Below are 16,017 nucleotides of genomic sequence, written 5' to 3' on the forward strand. Positions count from 1 at the left end.
CCCTTGATTAATATTTCCCCTCATCCTGCGTCTGCCTATTGATTTAATAAATCAAGTACGCGCAATGCCTCTTCACCGCCAGCTTTGGCGTGATCGAGTAAAGGAATTCCGTGAGGGCCAAGTGCATTTACTAGACTTGGATGATCATTAAGCATCGCCTTTACAATCTCAATCTTCCCTAACATTGCTGCTGCGAACAAGTCGATCCGGGCACCCCTTTCAAGCAGGAAAAGCGCTATGTCTTTTCTACCCATGTGCGAGGCCGCGCCAAGGGCCGTTTCCCAATCCCCGTCCCCCCAATCCCAAGCTGCATTTAGCAGCCCAGGCTCTTGCTCTAGAAGTGACCTGACACGCTCCAAGTCGCCATGGGCATTCCCTACAAACTCTTTAACTAACTCAGGGTGAATGGCTTGTCTGTTCTCCATAGAAATTCTCCTTTTGTAGCTTTTTATCGTAAAAGAGTTGCTGACTCTGGATGCTCTCGAATTACGGCAAGATCATAAGGTGTTTCACTATTATCTGTTTTGTCCATCTTGTTTGCTCCCGCGTTTAGCAACATTCTAATAATGGATTCGCGCCCAAAATACGCAGCTACATGGAGCGGAGTAAAGCCTAAGCGCCACTTCCCCTCGCACTTTACACTTATATCTGCTCCATGCTCAATAAGAAGCTTTACGATATGTTCATGGTTGCCGCCTATTGCTGCATGAATAGCCATATTATTCAAGCTGCCATCTCTACCTCTAGCATCTATATCTGCACCATGTTCTAACAATAGCTTCACGGTTTCCTCGTTGCCGAAGTGAGAGGCCAAACCTAGAGGAGTAAAGCCATCAGCGCTATAGCTGTCGACCCGCTCCGGCGATTCATTAAGCAAGTCCTTTACCCTTTGCGAGTTGCCTACGGCTGAGGCTTCGAAAATGTTCAGCTCTGCTCCGTTATTCAGCAGCAGCTCTTTTATTTCTTGTGATCGATAGTAAGCAGCCATCAATATAGCGGTTTCTCCACGGTTATTTTTGGCGTTTACCAGGCTTAAGTCTTTATTTATCAGCTCGGATACTTTCTCAACGTTGTTTAGTTTTATGGCTTCAATCATTTGATTTCGCAATTGCTGAAGGTTGTCCGCGAGGGATTGGGCTTTGTGAAGCAGCTCTCCAGATGCTTGAATGCCTGAATTTATAAAATACGAGACGGCTCTTGAACGATTAGATTCAAGCCCCGAATTCACGAGTAAATCAACTGCTTTCAACGCGGCATCATTTAATCTAATAGAAACAACATGACTCTGCTTTTTGTTTGACATCGCAAGCACCTTATTATTTTTGTAATTTTTATTATAAAATTACAATAACATTATTTCCTTAAGTTTTCAATTTCAACTTAACATCCCATACCCCAAAGGAATATTGATCTCTTTTTTCATATCTGTTATATATATTATATAACAGATATGAGTAAGGAGAAGCTGCTCAGAACAGGTCACATCTAACCTCATGTCTGTGCGACAAGGAGAGATATTCATGTTCATCGAGCTGGATCTGCAATCGGAGACTCCACTATACGAGCAATTAATCAACCAGATGATCGAAGGGATTGCGTCGGGCGCGCTACAGCCGGGCGACCGGCTGCCATCCGTGAGAAATCTAGCCGAGAATCTAGGCATCAATCTACATACGGTCAACAAGTCGTACACTTTGCTGAAGCAGGATGGCTTTCTGCAAGTGCACCCGAAGAAGGGCGTTATCGTTCACCCGGATACGATGCCGGGCATAACGGCGGAATTCGAAGCCAAGCTGTTCCGACAGCTTCGTTCGCTCGCGGCGGAAGCGGCTGTGCGAGGGATGACGGAAGAAGCTTTTGTCAATCAATGCAGGAAGCTCTATGGGGACACCATGATCAAGCGGGAAGGAGAAGGGCAATGATGATGAATGGAACTATCGTAGCGGTCGCAAGCTTATATTTTATTCAAGCGCTGTTGATCAGCGTCCAAAATTTTTTCGGTCCTCGGACCTTGTTGTTTGGAGTACCGATTCCCGCTTCCGAGACGGGGGACCGCGCTGTCCGACGGATACGTGTGCAATACACGATTCTGATGGGGATCATTGTGCTGGCTATGGCCGCCGCTTGCTTCTCATTGATTCTGTACCTGGACGTTGCGCAGCCTTTGGTATACATTCTGATCGCCCTGTTCCTGCAATTTCCGCTCTCCGGCATCGCGATCGCGATCTGCAGACAATCGGCGCTACGATTAAATGCCATCCGCGGTTGGCAAGTCCCCTTAGAGAACAGGAGGGCGGCCATCATATCAGGCAGACGGCAAAGCTCGCCCGTGCTCGGCTTGCCATGGTTCGGCGCTCACTTGACCGTAATCGCGGTTTGCGTCGTCATCGCTATTGTGAAGTGGAACGATATCCCCCTTTCTTTCCCAATACCTTGGAGCTCGGACACAATACCGGACTGGTATTACTGGTATTCCACCAAATCCGTCAGTTCCGTCTTCTATGAGAACTTTGGACAGCTTATCGGAACCATGCTTTTTATGCTTCTGAACCTCATTGTCGGCAGAGTAAGAACGTCTCTGGATCCGACAGACCCGGAAGGTTCGTTGCAAAGGCAAATTCAGTACAAACGAATCCACTCTTTTGTCTTGTGGGGTATTTCGCTAGTTCTGACCGTATTCTTGGGGCTGTTCCAAGCGGACAAAATATATTCGTCATTGAAATTGGACTTATGGAGCAATTTGTTGTTCGCGCTTCTGCTTACCGTTTATCTGCTTTTGCTGGGCATGCTTGTTTATTTGAGGACGAGGGGACTTGACCAGCAACGGGATATTCCTTCGCAGAGCAATCATCATTGGAAAGTCATGTCTGTCGTCTATTGCAATCCGGATGATCCAGCGACATTCGTTTCGAAACCTTACGGCATAGGCTGGACCGTCAATATGGCCAAACCCATGGCCTGGCTAACGATAGCCGCGATTGTGGGGATCTCTATTCTGTTTTTGGCAGGGGCGTGGCTCCTCAGTAAGTAAAATCTACAAAAATCGGTCCGAGGGGAGATCAAATTCCGATGAATTTAGCCGCCAAGTTGATGCGAAAATTCGAAGACCGCGATACCCAGCATAAGCTGAAAGGCTATCGGGACAAAGCGGTGCTCATCAGGAAACGGAATTTGGAAGCATGGGACGATCAGCGGCTGCAAGGGGAATCTCTCCGGCTGCAAAAGGAAGCAAGATCGGGTACGCCTTTGGACAAGCTGCTTGTCGATGCCTATGCGCTAGTCTGCGAGACGGCGAAGAGAAAGCTCGGATTACAGCCTTATGATGTCCAGATCATGGCTGCCATCGCACTGCATGAGGGATTTCTGATCGAGCAGCATACCGGCGAGGGAAAAACGCTCTCTGCCGTTATGCCTGCTTATCTAAATGCGCTGAGCGGCGAAGGCGTTCATGTGCTGACCTTTAACGATTACTTGGCAAATCGAGATGCGGAGTGGATGGGCCCGATCTATCGTTTCCTCGGGTTAACGGTAAACCCGGTTCAAGCGGGCATGAGCCTGTCCGAGAAACGGGAAGCGTATGCCGCGGATATAACCTATGTTACGGCCAAAGAAGCGGGATTCGATTATTTGCGCGACACGATTGCACTGAACGAAGCCGATACCGTGCATCGTCCTTTCCACTACGTCATCGTCGACGAAGCGGATTCGCTGCTTCTCGACGAAGCGCGGGTGCCGCTAGTCATCACCGGCGAGTCGGACCCTTCCGGCAACGACGGCATTCGTTTCGCAGAAGTGGCTCGGCAGCTCGTGCAAGATGAGCATTACGACTTCGACGAGTTCCAGAGGAACGTTTATTTAAATGAAGCAGGCTCGGCGATAGCAGAGTCGCTGCTCGGATGCGGCAATTTGTACGATAACCATAATAGTCATTTGTTAATCTCTTTAAATTGCGCGGTGCATGCGGAATCATTATTGAAAAAAGACGTCGACTATATCGTCCGGGACGGTCAAATCGAGCTGATCGAAGAATATACCGGCCGCGTGGCGGAGAACAGGCATTTGCCGGACATGCTGCAAGCTGCGCTTGCGGCCAAAGAAGGACTGCAGTTGACAGCCGGCGGGAAAATTCTCGGGACGATCACCCTCCAGCACTTCCTTAGCCTGTATCCGAAGATTTGCGGCATGACGGCTACCGCGCACGCTTCCGCAATAGAATTCGAAAATATTTATGAGCTGCAGGTCGTGCAGATTCCGCCGAATCGGCCAAACATACGGATCGATCATCCGCAGCGGATTTATACCCATGAAGAAGCCAAGCTTAAGGCGCTTGTACAAGAAATCTCATCCGTCCATGCGACGGGACGTCCGATTCTCATCGGTACATCAAGTGTCGGAGAGTCTGACAGGCTGGCGGAGGCGCTAGCGGCTGCCAACGTACCTTGCCAGGTTCTGAATGCGAAGAACGATGCAGAAGAGGCCGAGATCATCGCTAAGGCGGGAGAAATCGGCGCGGTGACGGTGTCTACGAATATGGCGGGACGCGGCGTCGACATTCGGCTCGGCGGCGGCAACCCCACGCAAGCAGAAGCTGTCGCCAAGCTGGGGGGATTGTACGTGATTGGTACGCATATGAACGAAAGCGTGCGGATTGACGACCAGCTGCGCGGGCGTTCTGGCCGCCAAGGCGATCCCGGAGCCTCCGTATTTTTCATAAGCTTGGAGGACGAGTTGATTCTTCGGTTCGGTATCGACAAAGCGGTTCGCGTTCCTAGGCAGGATGAGGCTCTCGAAGGGGCGGCGCTCCGCAGGAAAATCGCACATATTCAGCGCGTTATTATGGGTCAGAACTTTCATATCCGCCAGGAGCTGAACTTTTATTCGGATATGGTGGAGGATCAGAGGCGAATTCTATACGAGGAGCGGCTCGGAATTTTGAAGGGCGAGCAGCGGATGAGCCCTTCGGAGCAGCGGGTACGGCTTTTCTATATCGACGAGTTCTGGGCTGATCATCTGGCGTACGTTTCATACATTCGCGAAGGCATACACCTGGAGAGCCTTGCCAGCCGCAATCCGATCGAAGAATTTCATGCGCTAATCACCCAAGCATACGATCAAATTCCGGCTAAAATAAATAGAGAGTCGGAAACTATGCTTGTAAGGCTCGGAGGCTCGAATGATCCGGCGAAATGGGAAGAGTTCGGACTGAAGAGCCCTACTTCCACTCGGACTTATATCATCGACGATCAATACATTCAGAAGAAGCGCAGCTCATGGACCGCAGAGACGGTAATCGCTTATTATATTCGCAAGATTTTGAGGCCGATACTCGGGCTGTCAAAATATTAATCCTCATTTTCTTGGTTTTTTGCAGCATACCAAGCTAGCGCAAGTTGCTCCATTTCGCTCACAAATGTCTTTTTAGCTGGGCTGTATTCACTTGTGTTCTCGAAACGTTCAGCTAACTCTTCCTTAAACAGACTGTATCTTGCAACTTCTTCCGGATGACATCTCAAGTAATCTCTGAATATGAGATGTCGTTCAATTTGGGGGTTCTCTGTTTGATAGAAATGGATGTGGTGAGTCCTTTCATCACCGCCTTTTCGGAATAACCTTCTTCCGGAGATCCCCCACTCCCCAGCCACATCATATCCGAGCAAGCTCATTTTATCGTTATATGAATCGATCTTGTCAATGTCTTGTACAATACACATCATGTCAATTACAGGCTTTGCTTTTAAGCCCGTTACAGATGTACTTCCAAAGTGCTCGAATCGTACGATTTCGTTCGTAAATATTGTCTTCAGAAACTCGGACTCTTCTTGGAAAAGTCTTACCCAGTCCTGATTATAATCGCTCAGTCTGATCTTCATAGCACACCCTCTCCCTCTAGCCCAATTCCTTCGTCAAATCCAAGCATGATATTCATGTTCTGAATGGCTGCTCCTGAGGCGCCTTTTCCCAGATTATCAAATCTGGAGACAAGTAAGATTTGATCCCTATGACCAAAAATAAATAGGTCCAAATAATTTGTACCATTGCACTGCATAAGATTAAAGTAGCCGTCTTCAAGATAGGCCTCTGATTCGTTAGGGATCACTCTAATAAAACGTTCATCCTTATAATACGAGGCAAGCAGCTCATAAACATCCTTTGCCGTTACATTCTTTGTAAGCATTCTGGGAAAGAGCGGAATCGTTACGGCATCACCTTGATAATAGTTGCCGACGATTGGGGTGAAAATCGGAGCCATTCTGATACTCAGCTATAAGCTTCTTGCCCCCGCCACTATATCCTGTAAGCGAGTAACAAGACGCAGGGTAATCCCTTGGCATAATCCCCTCTGCCACCAAAGGGTGTACAGCCAAAATAAACCCTGTAGCATGACATCCCGGAACGGATATCCTGGATGAATCCCGGATTTTACTCCTTTGATCCTTATCCAATTCTGGTAACCCGTATGTCCAATCCTGATTGGTCCTAAAGGCCGTACTCGCATCAATTATTTTCGTCTTCTTATTGCTTACCATAGATAAGGAATCCCTTGGAGCGGAGTCTGGAAGACTAAAAGTGTATACGGGATTATTATGCAGTATAATGTATAATTATTCAATGTGCGATTATTTTCTCTTGCTCTATTGAAAGAGGCAACTCGGATGACTTTGTTGTAAAATGGGGTATATTCCATTATATAGATTGAATGTTCCGGGCCCCTTCGGATTTGAATACAGAGAGGAGCAACGCCGTCATGGATCGAAAGACTAAACAAGCGATAGTCAGGGGGGAAACCTCGCTGGGCATCGAATTTGGATCCACAAGAATCAAGGCTGTACTGGTCGACTACAATTACGAAGCAATCGCTTCCAGCAGCTACGAATGGGAAAATCAATTAATTGACGGCTATTGGACCTACGATCTCAGTGAAATGATTAACGGGTTGCAAGCAACCTATCGCCGGTTAAGGCAAGAGGTAGAGAACCATTATGGCGTAACGCTGAAAAAAATTGGAGCCATCGGCTGTTCAGCTATGATGCAGGGCTATATTGTGCTTGATCGAGCAGGGGAGCTATTGGCTCCGTTCCGCACATGGCGCAATGCCACAACGGGTAAAGCCGCATCGGAGCTGACAGAGAAATTCCAGTTCAAAATTCCTCAACGCTGGAGCATCGCACATTTGTATCAAGCGATTTTGAACGGTGAAGAGCATGTCACGAGCATTGACTATTTAACCACTTTATCGGGTTACATTCATTGGCTATTGACTGACAGCAAGGCTCTTGGTGTGGGAGATGCCTCCGGTATGTTTCCTATCGATACATCTACTCAGCAATATAATGAAGATATGGTCAAGCAGTTTGCGGATTTAATTGCCGATAAAGGCTACCCATGGGGTATTAAGGATATTTTGCCTAGAGTTTATTCTGCAGGTGAACATGCTGGATATCTCCATGAAGCCGGCGCCAGGCTGTTGGATCCCTCAGGCAGCCTGCAAGCAGGTATTCCGTTCTGCCCTCCAGAAGGCGATGCCGGAACAGGCATGGTCGCTACGAATAGTGTCAAAGAGCGTACCGGCAACATTTCCGTCGGCACGTCAATCTTTGCCATGATTGTACTGGAGAAAAATTTATCCAAGGTGTATCCTGAGATTGACCTCGTGACTACACCTGATGGGAGCCCTGTCGGCATGGTTCTCGCTAACAACTGCTCCAGCGATATTAATGCATGGCTCGGTTTGTTCCGCGAATCCTATGAAGCCATGGGCCTAAAGCTCGATATGAACCACATCTTCAGCGTCTTGTTCAACAAAGCGCTGGAAGCAGATGCTGATGGCGGCGGCATGCTGAGCTATGGCTACTATTCGGGCGAGAACATTACCGGGCTTGCCAAAGGTCGCCCGCTGTTCGTTCGCTCTCCAGAAAGCCGCTTCAATCTGGCTAACTTTATGAGAGTACATCTGTTTGCCGCGTTTGCCGCACTCCGGCTTGGGATGGACATTTTGACACAGAAGGAGCAAGTAACGATCGACCATATCCTGGCGCATGGCGGATTGTTCAAAACGCCGCTAGTCGGTCAAAGAATGTGTGCCGCAGCACTGAATGTTCCTGTTTCGGTCCTGTCTACGGCAGGCGAGGGCGGCGCGTGGGGGATGGCCATTTTGGCATCTTACATGGTTAATAAGGAGCAGGGCGAGGGCTTGGCTGAATACCTTGCCGCTAAAGTGTTCAAGGGTGCAGAAGGACAAATGGTTTATCCTGAGAGCGCAGATGTGGATGGCTTTGCCTTGTTTATAGAGCGTTACACGGAAGGGCTGGCAATTGAGCAGGCAGCGATAGAGCACTTTGTGGAGAATTGGAAAAAATGAGCCGGGGGAAGCTTCTCAGTGCCGCTTCATATCCCTACTAAGATTTGAAGGAGTGAAGTTGATGGAGACATGCGGCCGTACACGTCTTTCGCCCATAATAGAACTCAGGCCGCTCGATCGAAGCAACTGGTATGCCTGCACCCAGCTTGAAGTGACGGATGATCAAAGGAGAGTTTTTCCTGTCCCTGTGGTCTATTGGCTCGCAGAGTCGGCCTATTGTGGATTTACTCCCCTGGCTGTGTACGCTGACGAACAACTAGCGGGATTTGCAGTCTATGCTGTTGATCCCGAAGACGAGAGCTATTGGATCATGGCCTTTATGATTGACCATAAGTTTCAGTATAGAGGGTTGGGACGGTCTGGCATGGAAGAACTTATACGTCATATTGAGGAAAACCACGCCTGTGACAGAATCATACTCGGACATCGGCCTGAGAACAAAAGAGCATCCGACTTGTATGTATCTTTGGGCTTCATAGAAGTGAGCCGTGATGAACGTGAAGTCATAAGAGAATTGGTATTTTGAAATAAGCGATGGTCACTGCCGCCGGAACCTTGGCGGCTTTTTTGTTCGATCTGCTTGACGATTACTTTGCCCTGTTATTTTCGAGCCAAAGCAGCGGCGTCACTTATCGCATCGAAGTATAATACGGGTAGTCCATCTTTTCTTGAACCTGCTGCACGACCGCTTCACTGGTCAGCGATTCAATGAAATACAACCCCAGATCGATAGAAGCCGACACTCCCCCGCCTGTGAAAATGTTGCCATCCCTGACGAAACGCTTCTTAATCACTTCAGCGCAATAGGGCTTCAACAGCTCGTATGCTGAAGGATTCGTTGTTACTTTTTTACCCCTTAAAAACCCTGCAGCTCCCAAAATCAAAGCTCCCGTGCAAACAGATATCTTATATTCAACATTCTCTGCAGTTTGAATCCATGAAATGAAATCGGGATCGAATCTAAGTTCCCTTGTCGATAGTCCTCCGGGAATAAAAATCAAATCATAAACCGAAAGATCAGGGCAGACATGGTTGATTTTCATAGTTAAACCTCTGTCATCGGTGATCTGCTCTTTGTTCGAACAAAAATCCCATGACACATTTTCTTTCGCCTTCAGTATTCCCATCCAGGTTACAGCTTCGTAGAAACCAACAAAATCTAACGTTGTCATCTTGTCAAACAGAATGTAAGCCATCTTCATCCCCTGCACCCGACCTTTCATCGTGTGAAATAAAAAAAGCATTCAGTCCAATATTTACCAAATTTTATCCCGAAAATTCATAAAAATCAAGCATCGCGTCCGAATAGGAAAGGGCGTGCCTTCGTTCTTCACTTGCGAAGTGGCAACGTTCATAAATCTGCCATTTTTACCCACGTCCAGCTATTGTCACACTCGTTCATTTTTATTATCATCAAATTAAACCGACTATCCGGTTTAATTTATTCAAAGGGCTAAAAAGCATGAACAAGAGACTCTACGACGCGGCACAGACCCGCAAGAAACTGATTGACAGTGCCATGGCGCTATTCGCACAGAAGGGTTACGCGGCTACCTCCATCGACGACATCTGTGCGCATTCGTACTGCAGCAAGGGAAGCCTGTATTACCATTTCCACAGCAAGGAGCAGCTCTTTCTCGAACTGGCTGAGCAGGCCTTCAAAGAGTCCTGGAACGTTTGGAACGAGCTGTCCGCCCCGATCCCCTCGGTTAGAGATAAGCTGTACGCTTATGCCGACTACTTCGTGGACCATCACAACAAGCCGCTCAACAAAGCCGGTGAGGAGTTCATCGCCAAGGTCGGGCCTCAGTCTGAGATCGGGATGAAGTTCTTCGCGATCGTCATGGGTGTCGTTGACGATTTTGAGAAGCTGGTCGCCGAAGGGATCGCCTCAGGAGAGTTCAAGAACGAGAACTCTAAGGAGCTGGCGTTTATGATCCTAAGCTATTATTCGGGTCTAAGCGACAGCCGTTCGTTCCTGGACCGGGAAGGCATGAAGAGTCTGTTCCGCAAAGCCACCACCCTGCTGTTGGAAGGCATTAGCCTTACGTCACCCACTTAATCAGAAGGAGTGTAGCCGAATGACCTTGTCGCCAACACAAACTGCATCCGCATCTTCGTCTCTCGGGCTTTTTGCCGCCGCCGATTATGAGGGTCCTGTCAAATTCTCCGTCCTCATTCCCGCCCACAACGAGGAGCAGTATCTCCGTGCCTGCCTGGATTCAATCGCCGCCGCGGCTGCTGCCTACCCGAAGCAGGTCGAGGTAATCGTCATCCTCAATCGCTGTTCGGACGCCACCGAGGCCATCGCCGACGAATTCGGCTGTGTGACCCTGAAGAACGACAGTAAGAACTTGTCGCAAATACGCAACGCTGGCGCACGTATCGCCAGAGGGGAATATCTGGTCACCATTGATGCGGACAGCCGGATGACGGACGCGATGCTGACAGAGATCGATAAGCACCTCGCTTCCGGAACCTATATTGGCGGAGGCGTTGCCGGTAAATTCGAGCGCATGTCGCTGGGGATTATCGTCTCTGCCGCACTGCTCATTATCCCCCTGTTGTTCAAATACGGAGCCGTGTCTGTCGGCATTTTCTGGTGCCGCAAGAGCGACTTCGACGCGATCGGGGGCTTCGACGAGAATCGGCTGATGGCGGAGGATGCGGAGTTCGCCCACCGGCTGAAGCAATGGGGCAAGCAACAAGGCAAGCGTTACGGCACCATCCGCAAAGCGCAGATGATTACGTCCTGCCGTAAGTTTGATAAGCACGGCGACTGGGTGCTCGTGCGCCGCCCTTCAGTTATTCGCGCATATCTTCGCGGAACGGATCGGGCCTATGCCGACCAGACGTACTACGAGAATCAAGGGCGTTAGACTAACACATTAATTACAGGTATTCCAAATGCAACGGAAACTTCAATCTTGCTCAAGGGCCAGTGTCAGTCGCCTAATAGAGGGCGGTTCGTCCCCGCCCTTTGCCAAAAGGCCAAGTGAAGTAAGGTAGCACCCGGTGGGGTGGATGGGCTGGGGTGCTGCTGTTGGCAAGGTGTTGAATGGTTGTTTGCAGCGTCTAGATAACTTTGGTCAGAAGTATTTCTAACGGCTCATTTTCCAGCAATAAACATCCCGCATCTTTATAGCCCAATTTTCTATAAAAATGCTGCGCCTCTTCATTAGCTAAGGTTGAGGTCATGACCAGTTTGTGTCCAGTCTTTCTCATTTCATCTTCCCAAAAGAGAACAACGTTTTTTCCAAAACCATTGTTCCGATATTTTTTATCGATCCATATCATATTCATGAAGGGAGTGTTGTCCCAAAAATACCCATACCTCATCCAACCAATATTTTCTCCATTCTGATTGCGCAGAATGTATATTTCTTTTCCAGCTATTTTGGAGAATATTAAGCTTTTCAAGAGATGCTTGTCGCGATCAAAAATATATTGATAATCCGATTCTGTTGCAAATTCTATGTTCATCGGTCTTCTCCCCCTGATATATATTTCCAACTTCTCTTCATAATAACTTCGGCAAACTCATAGAGTATACCTTGTGCAACGCGCGACCGATTGACTTCGGCTACGATCACCCTGCACCCTCCGCTAGATTTTTCGGCCTCTTCCGGGTCACTTACTCCAAACCTGTCATAGCTCTCAAGACCGCGTCCGACGCGGCCTCTCGGATCTTCCCCCGTCGCAATCGGACTCTTACTGTAAGATGATCTCGAATACACTATCGTACTTAATGCACCTACATCAATTTCAAGCAACTTGAAGAATCGTCTAAGCATCTATTCTCGTCCGGCATATCTTGATGATATCAAAATAAGGAGTTGATATTATGGCCCGTATTCTCGACAAAGCGGCCGCCCAGCCGAGACGTAGATTCAATTTGGCAAACTCTTTTATCATCCGGCGTTCACCGGCAAGATCTCTTCTTGCAACCATCACGATTCGGATTCCCTTGAATTCTCAACCGAACCGCGTAGATTTGGTAGCGACAGTGGGTGTTCGCGGCGTCACTGGCATTGCGCAAATTCTTTTTAGGATATTCCGTAATGGAATTGAGATCTTCAACACACTGCAAGGTATCGAATCTGTCGGCTCTGAACAAAATTATGCCGTTACATTCCAGGCGGAAGATCGAAATGTAAGATCAGGCACTCATGTATACACAGTCACGGCAGAAAACCGTACCGCAAATACAAGAGCCGACATTGTTGGGCCAATATCGTTTAGCGGGTTAGCCGTTAAAACGAGATCCTGACCTTAATTTTAAGAGAACGGGCCGCTTCTAAATGAAAAAGACTTAAACGTAAAAAAGCAGCTCGTTCCTCGTCGGAGGATGGGCTGCTTTGCTTCGCAATTCAACAGAAGCATTGAAAAAGAAATTGTACCCCTAGCCAGAGAGCTTGGGATTGGGCACCTAGTTATTTCACGCGGAACGTGCGAAGCCCATACCTGCGTACCAAAACAAACGCGACCAATAGATAAATCAATGTCACAGTAAGAATAACCGCTGTAAGTAAGGAGCTCGGCACTCGCAAAACAATGCTGACTCCGCACGCGGACGATACGGCCATGTTTACTAAATAGTACAGAGGATTTTTCAAATTCAGCTCCGTAGAATACGGCTGGAAAATGTAATACATAAATAAATGATGAACAGTGAAAAAAACAGACAGAGAAATGACACATATCCAAATCATGAGCAACTCTCTACTCAGCCACCCCTCTCCGGCTGAAGCGGCGATAGCTGTCAGTGACACCCCAAGAGCGGCCGCAATCGATAGGTTCATTCCTAACACTTTTCCAAACCGAATCCGAAAATGTTCATAAGCCGCGTTTCGATAAAAGCCATACCGCAGCAGACTGAGATCGCAATTGTAGAACATCGCCTTGCATATCTTTTCTCCTACGGTCACGAAATACATGATCATACCCAAGATGGGGAAGATTCCTTCCACTTTCCATTCAAGGTGCTGTACTTGCTCCTGAAATAGAACCATGAGAATCACGCCTGCCACTCCGAAAGCACCGATGATGGCTAATCGTTTGTTAACTGGGCCTCTGATCAGACTGCGATGTCTGACGAAGAAGAGCGAGTTCAGATAGGCATAGCCTTTCTTAGACTCTAGCTTGTCCTGCTGCTCCCGCTCCACCTTATAATCGCTGTCCTTCACCCTAACGCTCTTCTTCTCTGCTTCCGACATCATTTTACCTAGGTTCAGCAGCGGGTCATCCCTTTTGCTTGCGGCATCAACCGCTTCTCTGTAACCGGAATAACGGGCCAGCTTAACCGCCGCAAATAGGCCACCCGCCGCAATTACGAAGCAGACAGGCAGACTCAGCAGAACCGTTTCGGTTGACGGTACCCATTGGAACAGCAGCGGCAAATACGCAACAGCATAACCAAGAACAATGACGCTCCAGATGATGACGTTATGCTTGATCAGCACCATGCCAGTTTTCTCAAAAAGCTTGAGATGTGCATACTCCGCCAAAATCCGCCACAGCGTTGTCAAAGCTGTAAGTAGAACTGCCTCTGCAATAGTTGCTCCCACAAGCGTTGCGAACAGGAGCAAGGCAGGCAATAGATAGACTAGAAATGTCACATAACGATATCCAAGCGAAGCCTTCATGTACCTCGTTGGTGACAATTTCATGAGCTTCACCGCGACATATTTTTCCCGCTTCGGCTCTAATACGGTCACACTGCTAACGCTAGCCACCATAAAGCTGATGATTGTGAAAATATGAACGAACTGCCGCAAGCTTTGTTCCTCTGTCAATCCTTCCCCTAAACTGACAACGGGCAAGTAGACAAGTATCCCTACATAAGCGAACCTAATCATAAATCCCCACAACTGGGTAAGCAGAAACGCGATGACGGAAACGGCCTTTTTGAGATTCAGATTTGCGTAGAAGCTTTCTTTTATCAGCTTGCCGATCAGTGGCAACTTCTGAATGTAATAAATGAGCAGATTAACCGTGATGGATGTGCGAATAGCCAGCAGCGTATTAATCGTTCTAAACATGAGTCTCGTCCTTCAGCAGATTAATGACGGATTGCTCAAACTCATTGCTATTCAGCAACTCAGACGGCACGCCGGACAATTTTCCATTGTTCAGTAAGACCAGTTCATCGCACAGATCCGAGGCCAATTGAAGGATATGCGTAGAGAAGATCAGAATGTGATCTCGCTTCATCTCCCGCAGCATATTCTTCATCTCCAAAGCGACAATCACGTCGAAGGAAGTGAGTGGCTCATCTAGTAGAATTACCGGCGGTTTCGTCATAAGGAACAACAGCATCTGCAGCTTATTCTTCATCCCGTGCGAGTAATTTTTAATAAGCCTGTGTCGGTCCTCCGTGGTCATGCTCATCCTATCAAAATAGTGATCAATCCTCTGGTCCATCGTCAGCTTGTCCCGATTAATATCCATAAAGAATTTGACAAATTCATAACCCGTTAGAAATTCAGGGAGAATCGGAAGCGAATAGACATACCCGACATCCTGCTCGCTAAGCTTCCGCATGTGGCCATTCTCCTCCAGAAGCACCTGTCCGCCCTCCGTGGCCATCTCTCCGCTTAAGCAGTTAAACAGCGTCGTCTTACCCGCTCCATTGCGACCGAGCAGACCATAAATCTTCCCTTTCTCAAAGGTGAATCCTGCTTCCTGGAGCACCTGTTTATCCTCAAATCGTTTAACGATATCCTCTATGACCAAACGCAATTGTAACACCTCCGTATGTACGCAAGAAACTTATCCTTTGTTTATCTACGACACAAGGAGCGGCAAGGTTTCCAACGGCATGTGGACTTCGGAATTCTGGTGGATCTTGGGAGCCCGAAACCAAATCGTCATCCGAAAATTAGTTAATAGCCTGATTGTAAAGTAAACTTGACAAAGGATCTAGTTTTAATTATATTATGTATAGTTTAGTTTACTTTTTGTAAATTATACTTTAATCTGGAGGTCAATATGTCCTATCAAGAAAAAAAAATTTATGTTTCCGTCATCAGCAGTATTCTCATCTTCACCCTCTACACTTTATACGCGATAAAAAATGCCGAGGAAGTCAGCATCACTTCGGCCAGCGACTTCAGTTTTTGGGGTTCCTTTATTCTGGTGCTGCTCCCGGTGTCTATTGTAGCTAAGGTTATCATTCATATCGTGTTTGTCATCCTCAATAAGATCACCACGAATGAAGATGAGCCTTCTTTTGAAGATGAGTTTGATAAGATCATCGAGTTGAAGGCAGACCGGATTTCGCTTTATGTATTTTTCCTCGGGTTTATTTTATCCATGATTCCGCTCGTTACGGATCTTCCAACTTACTTAACGTTTCTTGGGTTGATTCTCTTCGGTTTTTTATCCGATCTACTGGGACGTATCGCTCAATTATACTTCTATAGAAAAGGTGTTTAACATGGGAAAGGATGCGATCAGCAATCATATACGGAATCTTCGCTTTCATCATAACGAGATGACCCAGCAGCAATTAGCGGATAAGGCTGGGGTCACCAGACAAACGATTTTTGCTATCGAGAAGGGGAATTATTCCCCTTCATTGGAGTTGGCTTTTCGCATCGCGCGTGTTTTCGGAAAATCCATCGAAGAGGTCTTCCAATATAATGATGAGCAATAAT

The 16,017-nt window shown here is 47.6% G+C and carries 19 protein-coding genes; 10 read left to right on the forward strand and 9 right to left on the reverse strand.

Annotated features, from left to right (window positions below; all coding sequences use genetic code 11):
* Positions 1-35: 35 nt before the first annotated feature.
* Positions 36-425 carry an ankyrin repeat domain-containing protein gene (locus tag ACFO1S_RS11905; RefSeq protein ID WP_204604989.1) on the reverse strand — a complete coding sequence of 130 codons (390 nt, stop codon included), beginning with the start codon at positions 423-425 and terminating at the stop codon, positions 36-38.
* Positions 426-448: 23 nt separating this feature from the next.
* On the reverse strand, positions 449-1,303 hold the full coding sequence (locus ACFO1S_RS11910; RefSeq protein WP_204604988.1) for an ankyrin repeat domain-containing protein: 855 nt from the start codon (positions 1,301-1,303) through the stop codon (positions 449-451).
* A gap of 217 nt (positions 1,304-1,520) precedes the next feature.
* Here ACFO1S_RS11910 and ACFO1S_RS11915 point away from each other — a divergent pair, with 217 nt between their 5' ends.
* The 3 genes from ACFO1S_RS11915 to secA2 are packed head-to-tail and all read left to right on the forward strand — an operon-like array spanning position 1,521 to position 5,346.
* Positions 1,521-1,922, forward strand: a complete 402-nt coding sequence (locus ACFO1S_RS11915; RefSeq protein ID WP_204604987.1) for a GntR family transcriptional regulator — start codon at positions 1,521-1,523, stop codon at positions 1,920-1,922.
* Positions 1,919-3,031: a DUF5808 domain-containing protein gene (locus ACFO1S_RS11920; RefSeq protein WP_204604986.1), complete on the forward strand. Its 1,113-nt coding sequence runs from the start codon at positions 1,919-1,921 to the stop codon at positions 3,029-3,031. Before ACFO1S_RS11915 ends, ACFO1S_RS11920 begins: the two co-directional genes overlap by 4 nt.
* Positions 3,032-3,069: 38 nt before the next feature.
* A complete protein-coding gene (gene secA2 / locus ACFO1S_RS11925; protein WP_204604985.1) occupies positions 3,070-5,346 on the forward strand; it encodes an accessory Sec system translocase SecA2 in 2,277 nt (758 codons plus the stop codon).
* Here the strand turns inward: secA2 and ACFO1S_RS11930 are convergent.
* From ACFO1S_RS11930 to ACFO1S_RS11940, 3 genes are read right to left on the reverse strand one after another with little or no spacing between them, the layout of a single operon-like run.
* Positions 5,343-5,870, reverse strand: coding sequence for a GrpB family protein (locus ACFO1S_RS11930; protein ID WP_204604984.1), 528 nt, complete (start codon positions 5,868-5,870; stop codon positions 5,343-5,345). The two genes, secA2 and ACFO1S_RS11930, sit on opposite strands and share 4 nt — an antisense overlap.
* Positions 5,867-6,250 (reverse strand): hypothetical protein, encoded by a 384-nt coding sequence (locus ACFO1S_RS11935; RefSeq protein ID WP_378126828.1) that lies wholly within the window; start codon positions 6,248-6,250, stop codon positions 5,867-5,869. The genes ACFO1S_RS11930 and ACFO1S_RS11935 overlap by 4 nt, the downstream gene beginning before the upstream one ends.
* Positions 6,204-6,527: a hypothetical protein gene (locus tag ACFO1S_RS11940; RefSeq protein ID WP_378126830.1), complete on the reverse strand. Its 324-nt coding sequence runs from the start codon at positions 6,525-6,527 to the stop codon at positions 6,204-6,206. Before ACFO1S_RS11940 ends, ACFO1S_RS11935 begins: the two co-directional genes overlap by 47 nt.
* Positions 6,528-6,745: 218 nt before the next feature.
* Between ACFO1S_RS11940 and ACFO1S_RS11945 the strand changes: the two genes are divergently transcribed.
* Both ACFO1S_RS11945 and ACFO1S_RS11950 read left to right on the forward strand, forming a co-directional pair.
* A complete protein-coding gene (locus tag ACFO1S_RS11945) occupies positions 6,746-8,359 on the forward strand; it encodes a xylulokinase (RefSeq protein ID WP_204604983.1) in 1,614 nt (537 codons plus the stop codon).
* Positions 8,360-8,420: 61 nt separating this feature from the next.
* Entirely contained in the window at positions 8,421-8,885 is a 465-nt protein-coding gene (locus ACFO1S_RS11950) for a GNAT family N-acetyltransferase (protein ID WP_204605039.1), read from the forward strand.
* Positions 8,886-8,988: 103 nt separating this feature from the next.
* On the opposite strand, the gene ACFO1S_RS11955 is transcribed toward ACFO1S_RS11950, so the two are convergent.
* On the reverse strand, positions 8,989-9,561 hold the full coding sequence (locus tag ACFO1S_RS11955) for a DJ-1/PfpI family protein (RefSeq protein WP_204605038.1): 573 nt from the start codon (positions 9,559-9,561) through the stop codon (positions 8,989-8,991).
* A 260-nt stretch (positions 9,562-9,821) separates the two neighbouring features.
* Here ACFO1S_RS11955 and ACFO1S_RS11960 point away from each other — a divergent pair, with 260 nt between their 5' ends.
* Both ACFO1S_RS11960 and ACFO1S_RS11965 read left to right on the forward strand, forming a co-directional pair.
* Positions 9,822-10,421 carry a TetR/AcrR family transcriptional regulator gene (locus ACFO1S_RS11960; RefSeq protein WP_204604982.1) on the forward strand — a complete coding sequence of 200 codons (600 nt, stop codon included), beginning with the start codon at positions 9,822-9,824 and terminating at the stop codon, positions 10,419-10,421.
* Between the two features lie 19 nt (positions 10,422-10,440).
* Entirely contained in the window at positions 10,441-11,238 is a 798-nt protein-coding gene (locus ACFO1S_RS11965) for a glycosyltransferase (protein WP_204604981.1), read from the forward strand.
* Between the two features lie 196 nt (positions 11,239-11,434).
* On the opposite strand, the gene ACFO1S_RS11970 is transcribed toward ACFO1S_RS11965, so the two are convergent.
* Complete coding sequence (locus tag ACFO1S_RS11970) at positions 11,435-11,842, reverse strand: GNAT family N-acetyltransferase (protein WP_204604980.1); 408 nt, start codon at positions 11,840-11,842, stop codon at positions 11,435-11,437.
* A gap of 361 nt (positions 11,843-12,203) precedes the next feature.
* Between ACFO1S_RS11970 and ACFO1S_RS11975 the strand changes: the two genes are divergently transcribed.
* Complete coding sequence (locus ACFO1S_RS11975) at positions 12,204-12,629, forward strand: exosporium protein C (RefSeq protein ID WP_204604979.1); 426 nt, start codon at positions 12,204-12,206, stop codon at positions 12,627-12,629.
* Positions 12,630-12,792: 163 nt separating this feature from the next.
* Here the strand turns inward: ACFO1S_RS11975 and ACFO1S_RS11980 are convergent, their stop codons facing one another.
* Both ACFO1S_RS11980 and ACFO1S_RS11985 read right to left on the reverse strand, forming a co-directional pair.
* The gene (locus ACFO1S_RS11980) at positions 12,793-14,400 is read right to left on the reverse strand and encodes a hypothetical protein (protein WP_204604978.1); all 1,608 of its coding nucleotides are present in this window, start codon (positions 14,398-14,400) and stop codon (positions 12,793-12,795) included.
* Positions 14,393-15,100 carry an ABC transporter ATP-binding protein gene (locus tag ACFO1S_RS11985; RefSeq protein WP_204604977.1) on the reverse strand — a complete coding sequence of 236 codons (708 nt, stop codon included), beginning with the start codon at positions 15,098-15,100 and terminating at the stop codon, positions 14,393-14,395. The genes ACFO1S_RS11980 and ACFO1S_RS11985 overlap by 8 nt, the downstream gene beginning before the upstream one ends.
* A gap of 249 nt (positions 15,101-15,349) precedes the next feature.
* Here ACFO1S_RS11985 and ACFO1S_RS11990 point away from each other — a divergent pair, with 249 nt between their 5' ends.
* Together ACFO1S_RS11990 and ACFO1S_RS11995 are read left to right on the forward strand one after the other, a co-directional pair.
* A complete protein-coding gene (locus ACFO1S_RS11990) occupies positions 15,350-15,796 on the forward strand; it encodes a hypothetical protein (protein WP_204604976.1) in 447 nt (148 codons plus the stop codon).
* 1 nt (position 15,797) lies between these two features.
* Entirely contained in the window at positions 15,798-16,016 is a 219-nt protein-coding gene (locus tag ACFO1S_RS11995; RefSeq protein WP_204604975.1) for a helix-turn-helix transcriptional regulator, read from the forward strand.
* Position 16,017 lies beyond the last annotated feature (1 nt).

Source organism: Cohnella boryungensis, from assembly GCF_042651945.1.
Taxonomy (GTDB): Bacteria; Bacillota; Bacilli; order Paenibacillales; family Paenibacillaceae; genus Cohnella; species Cohnella boryungensis.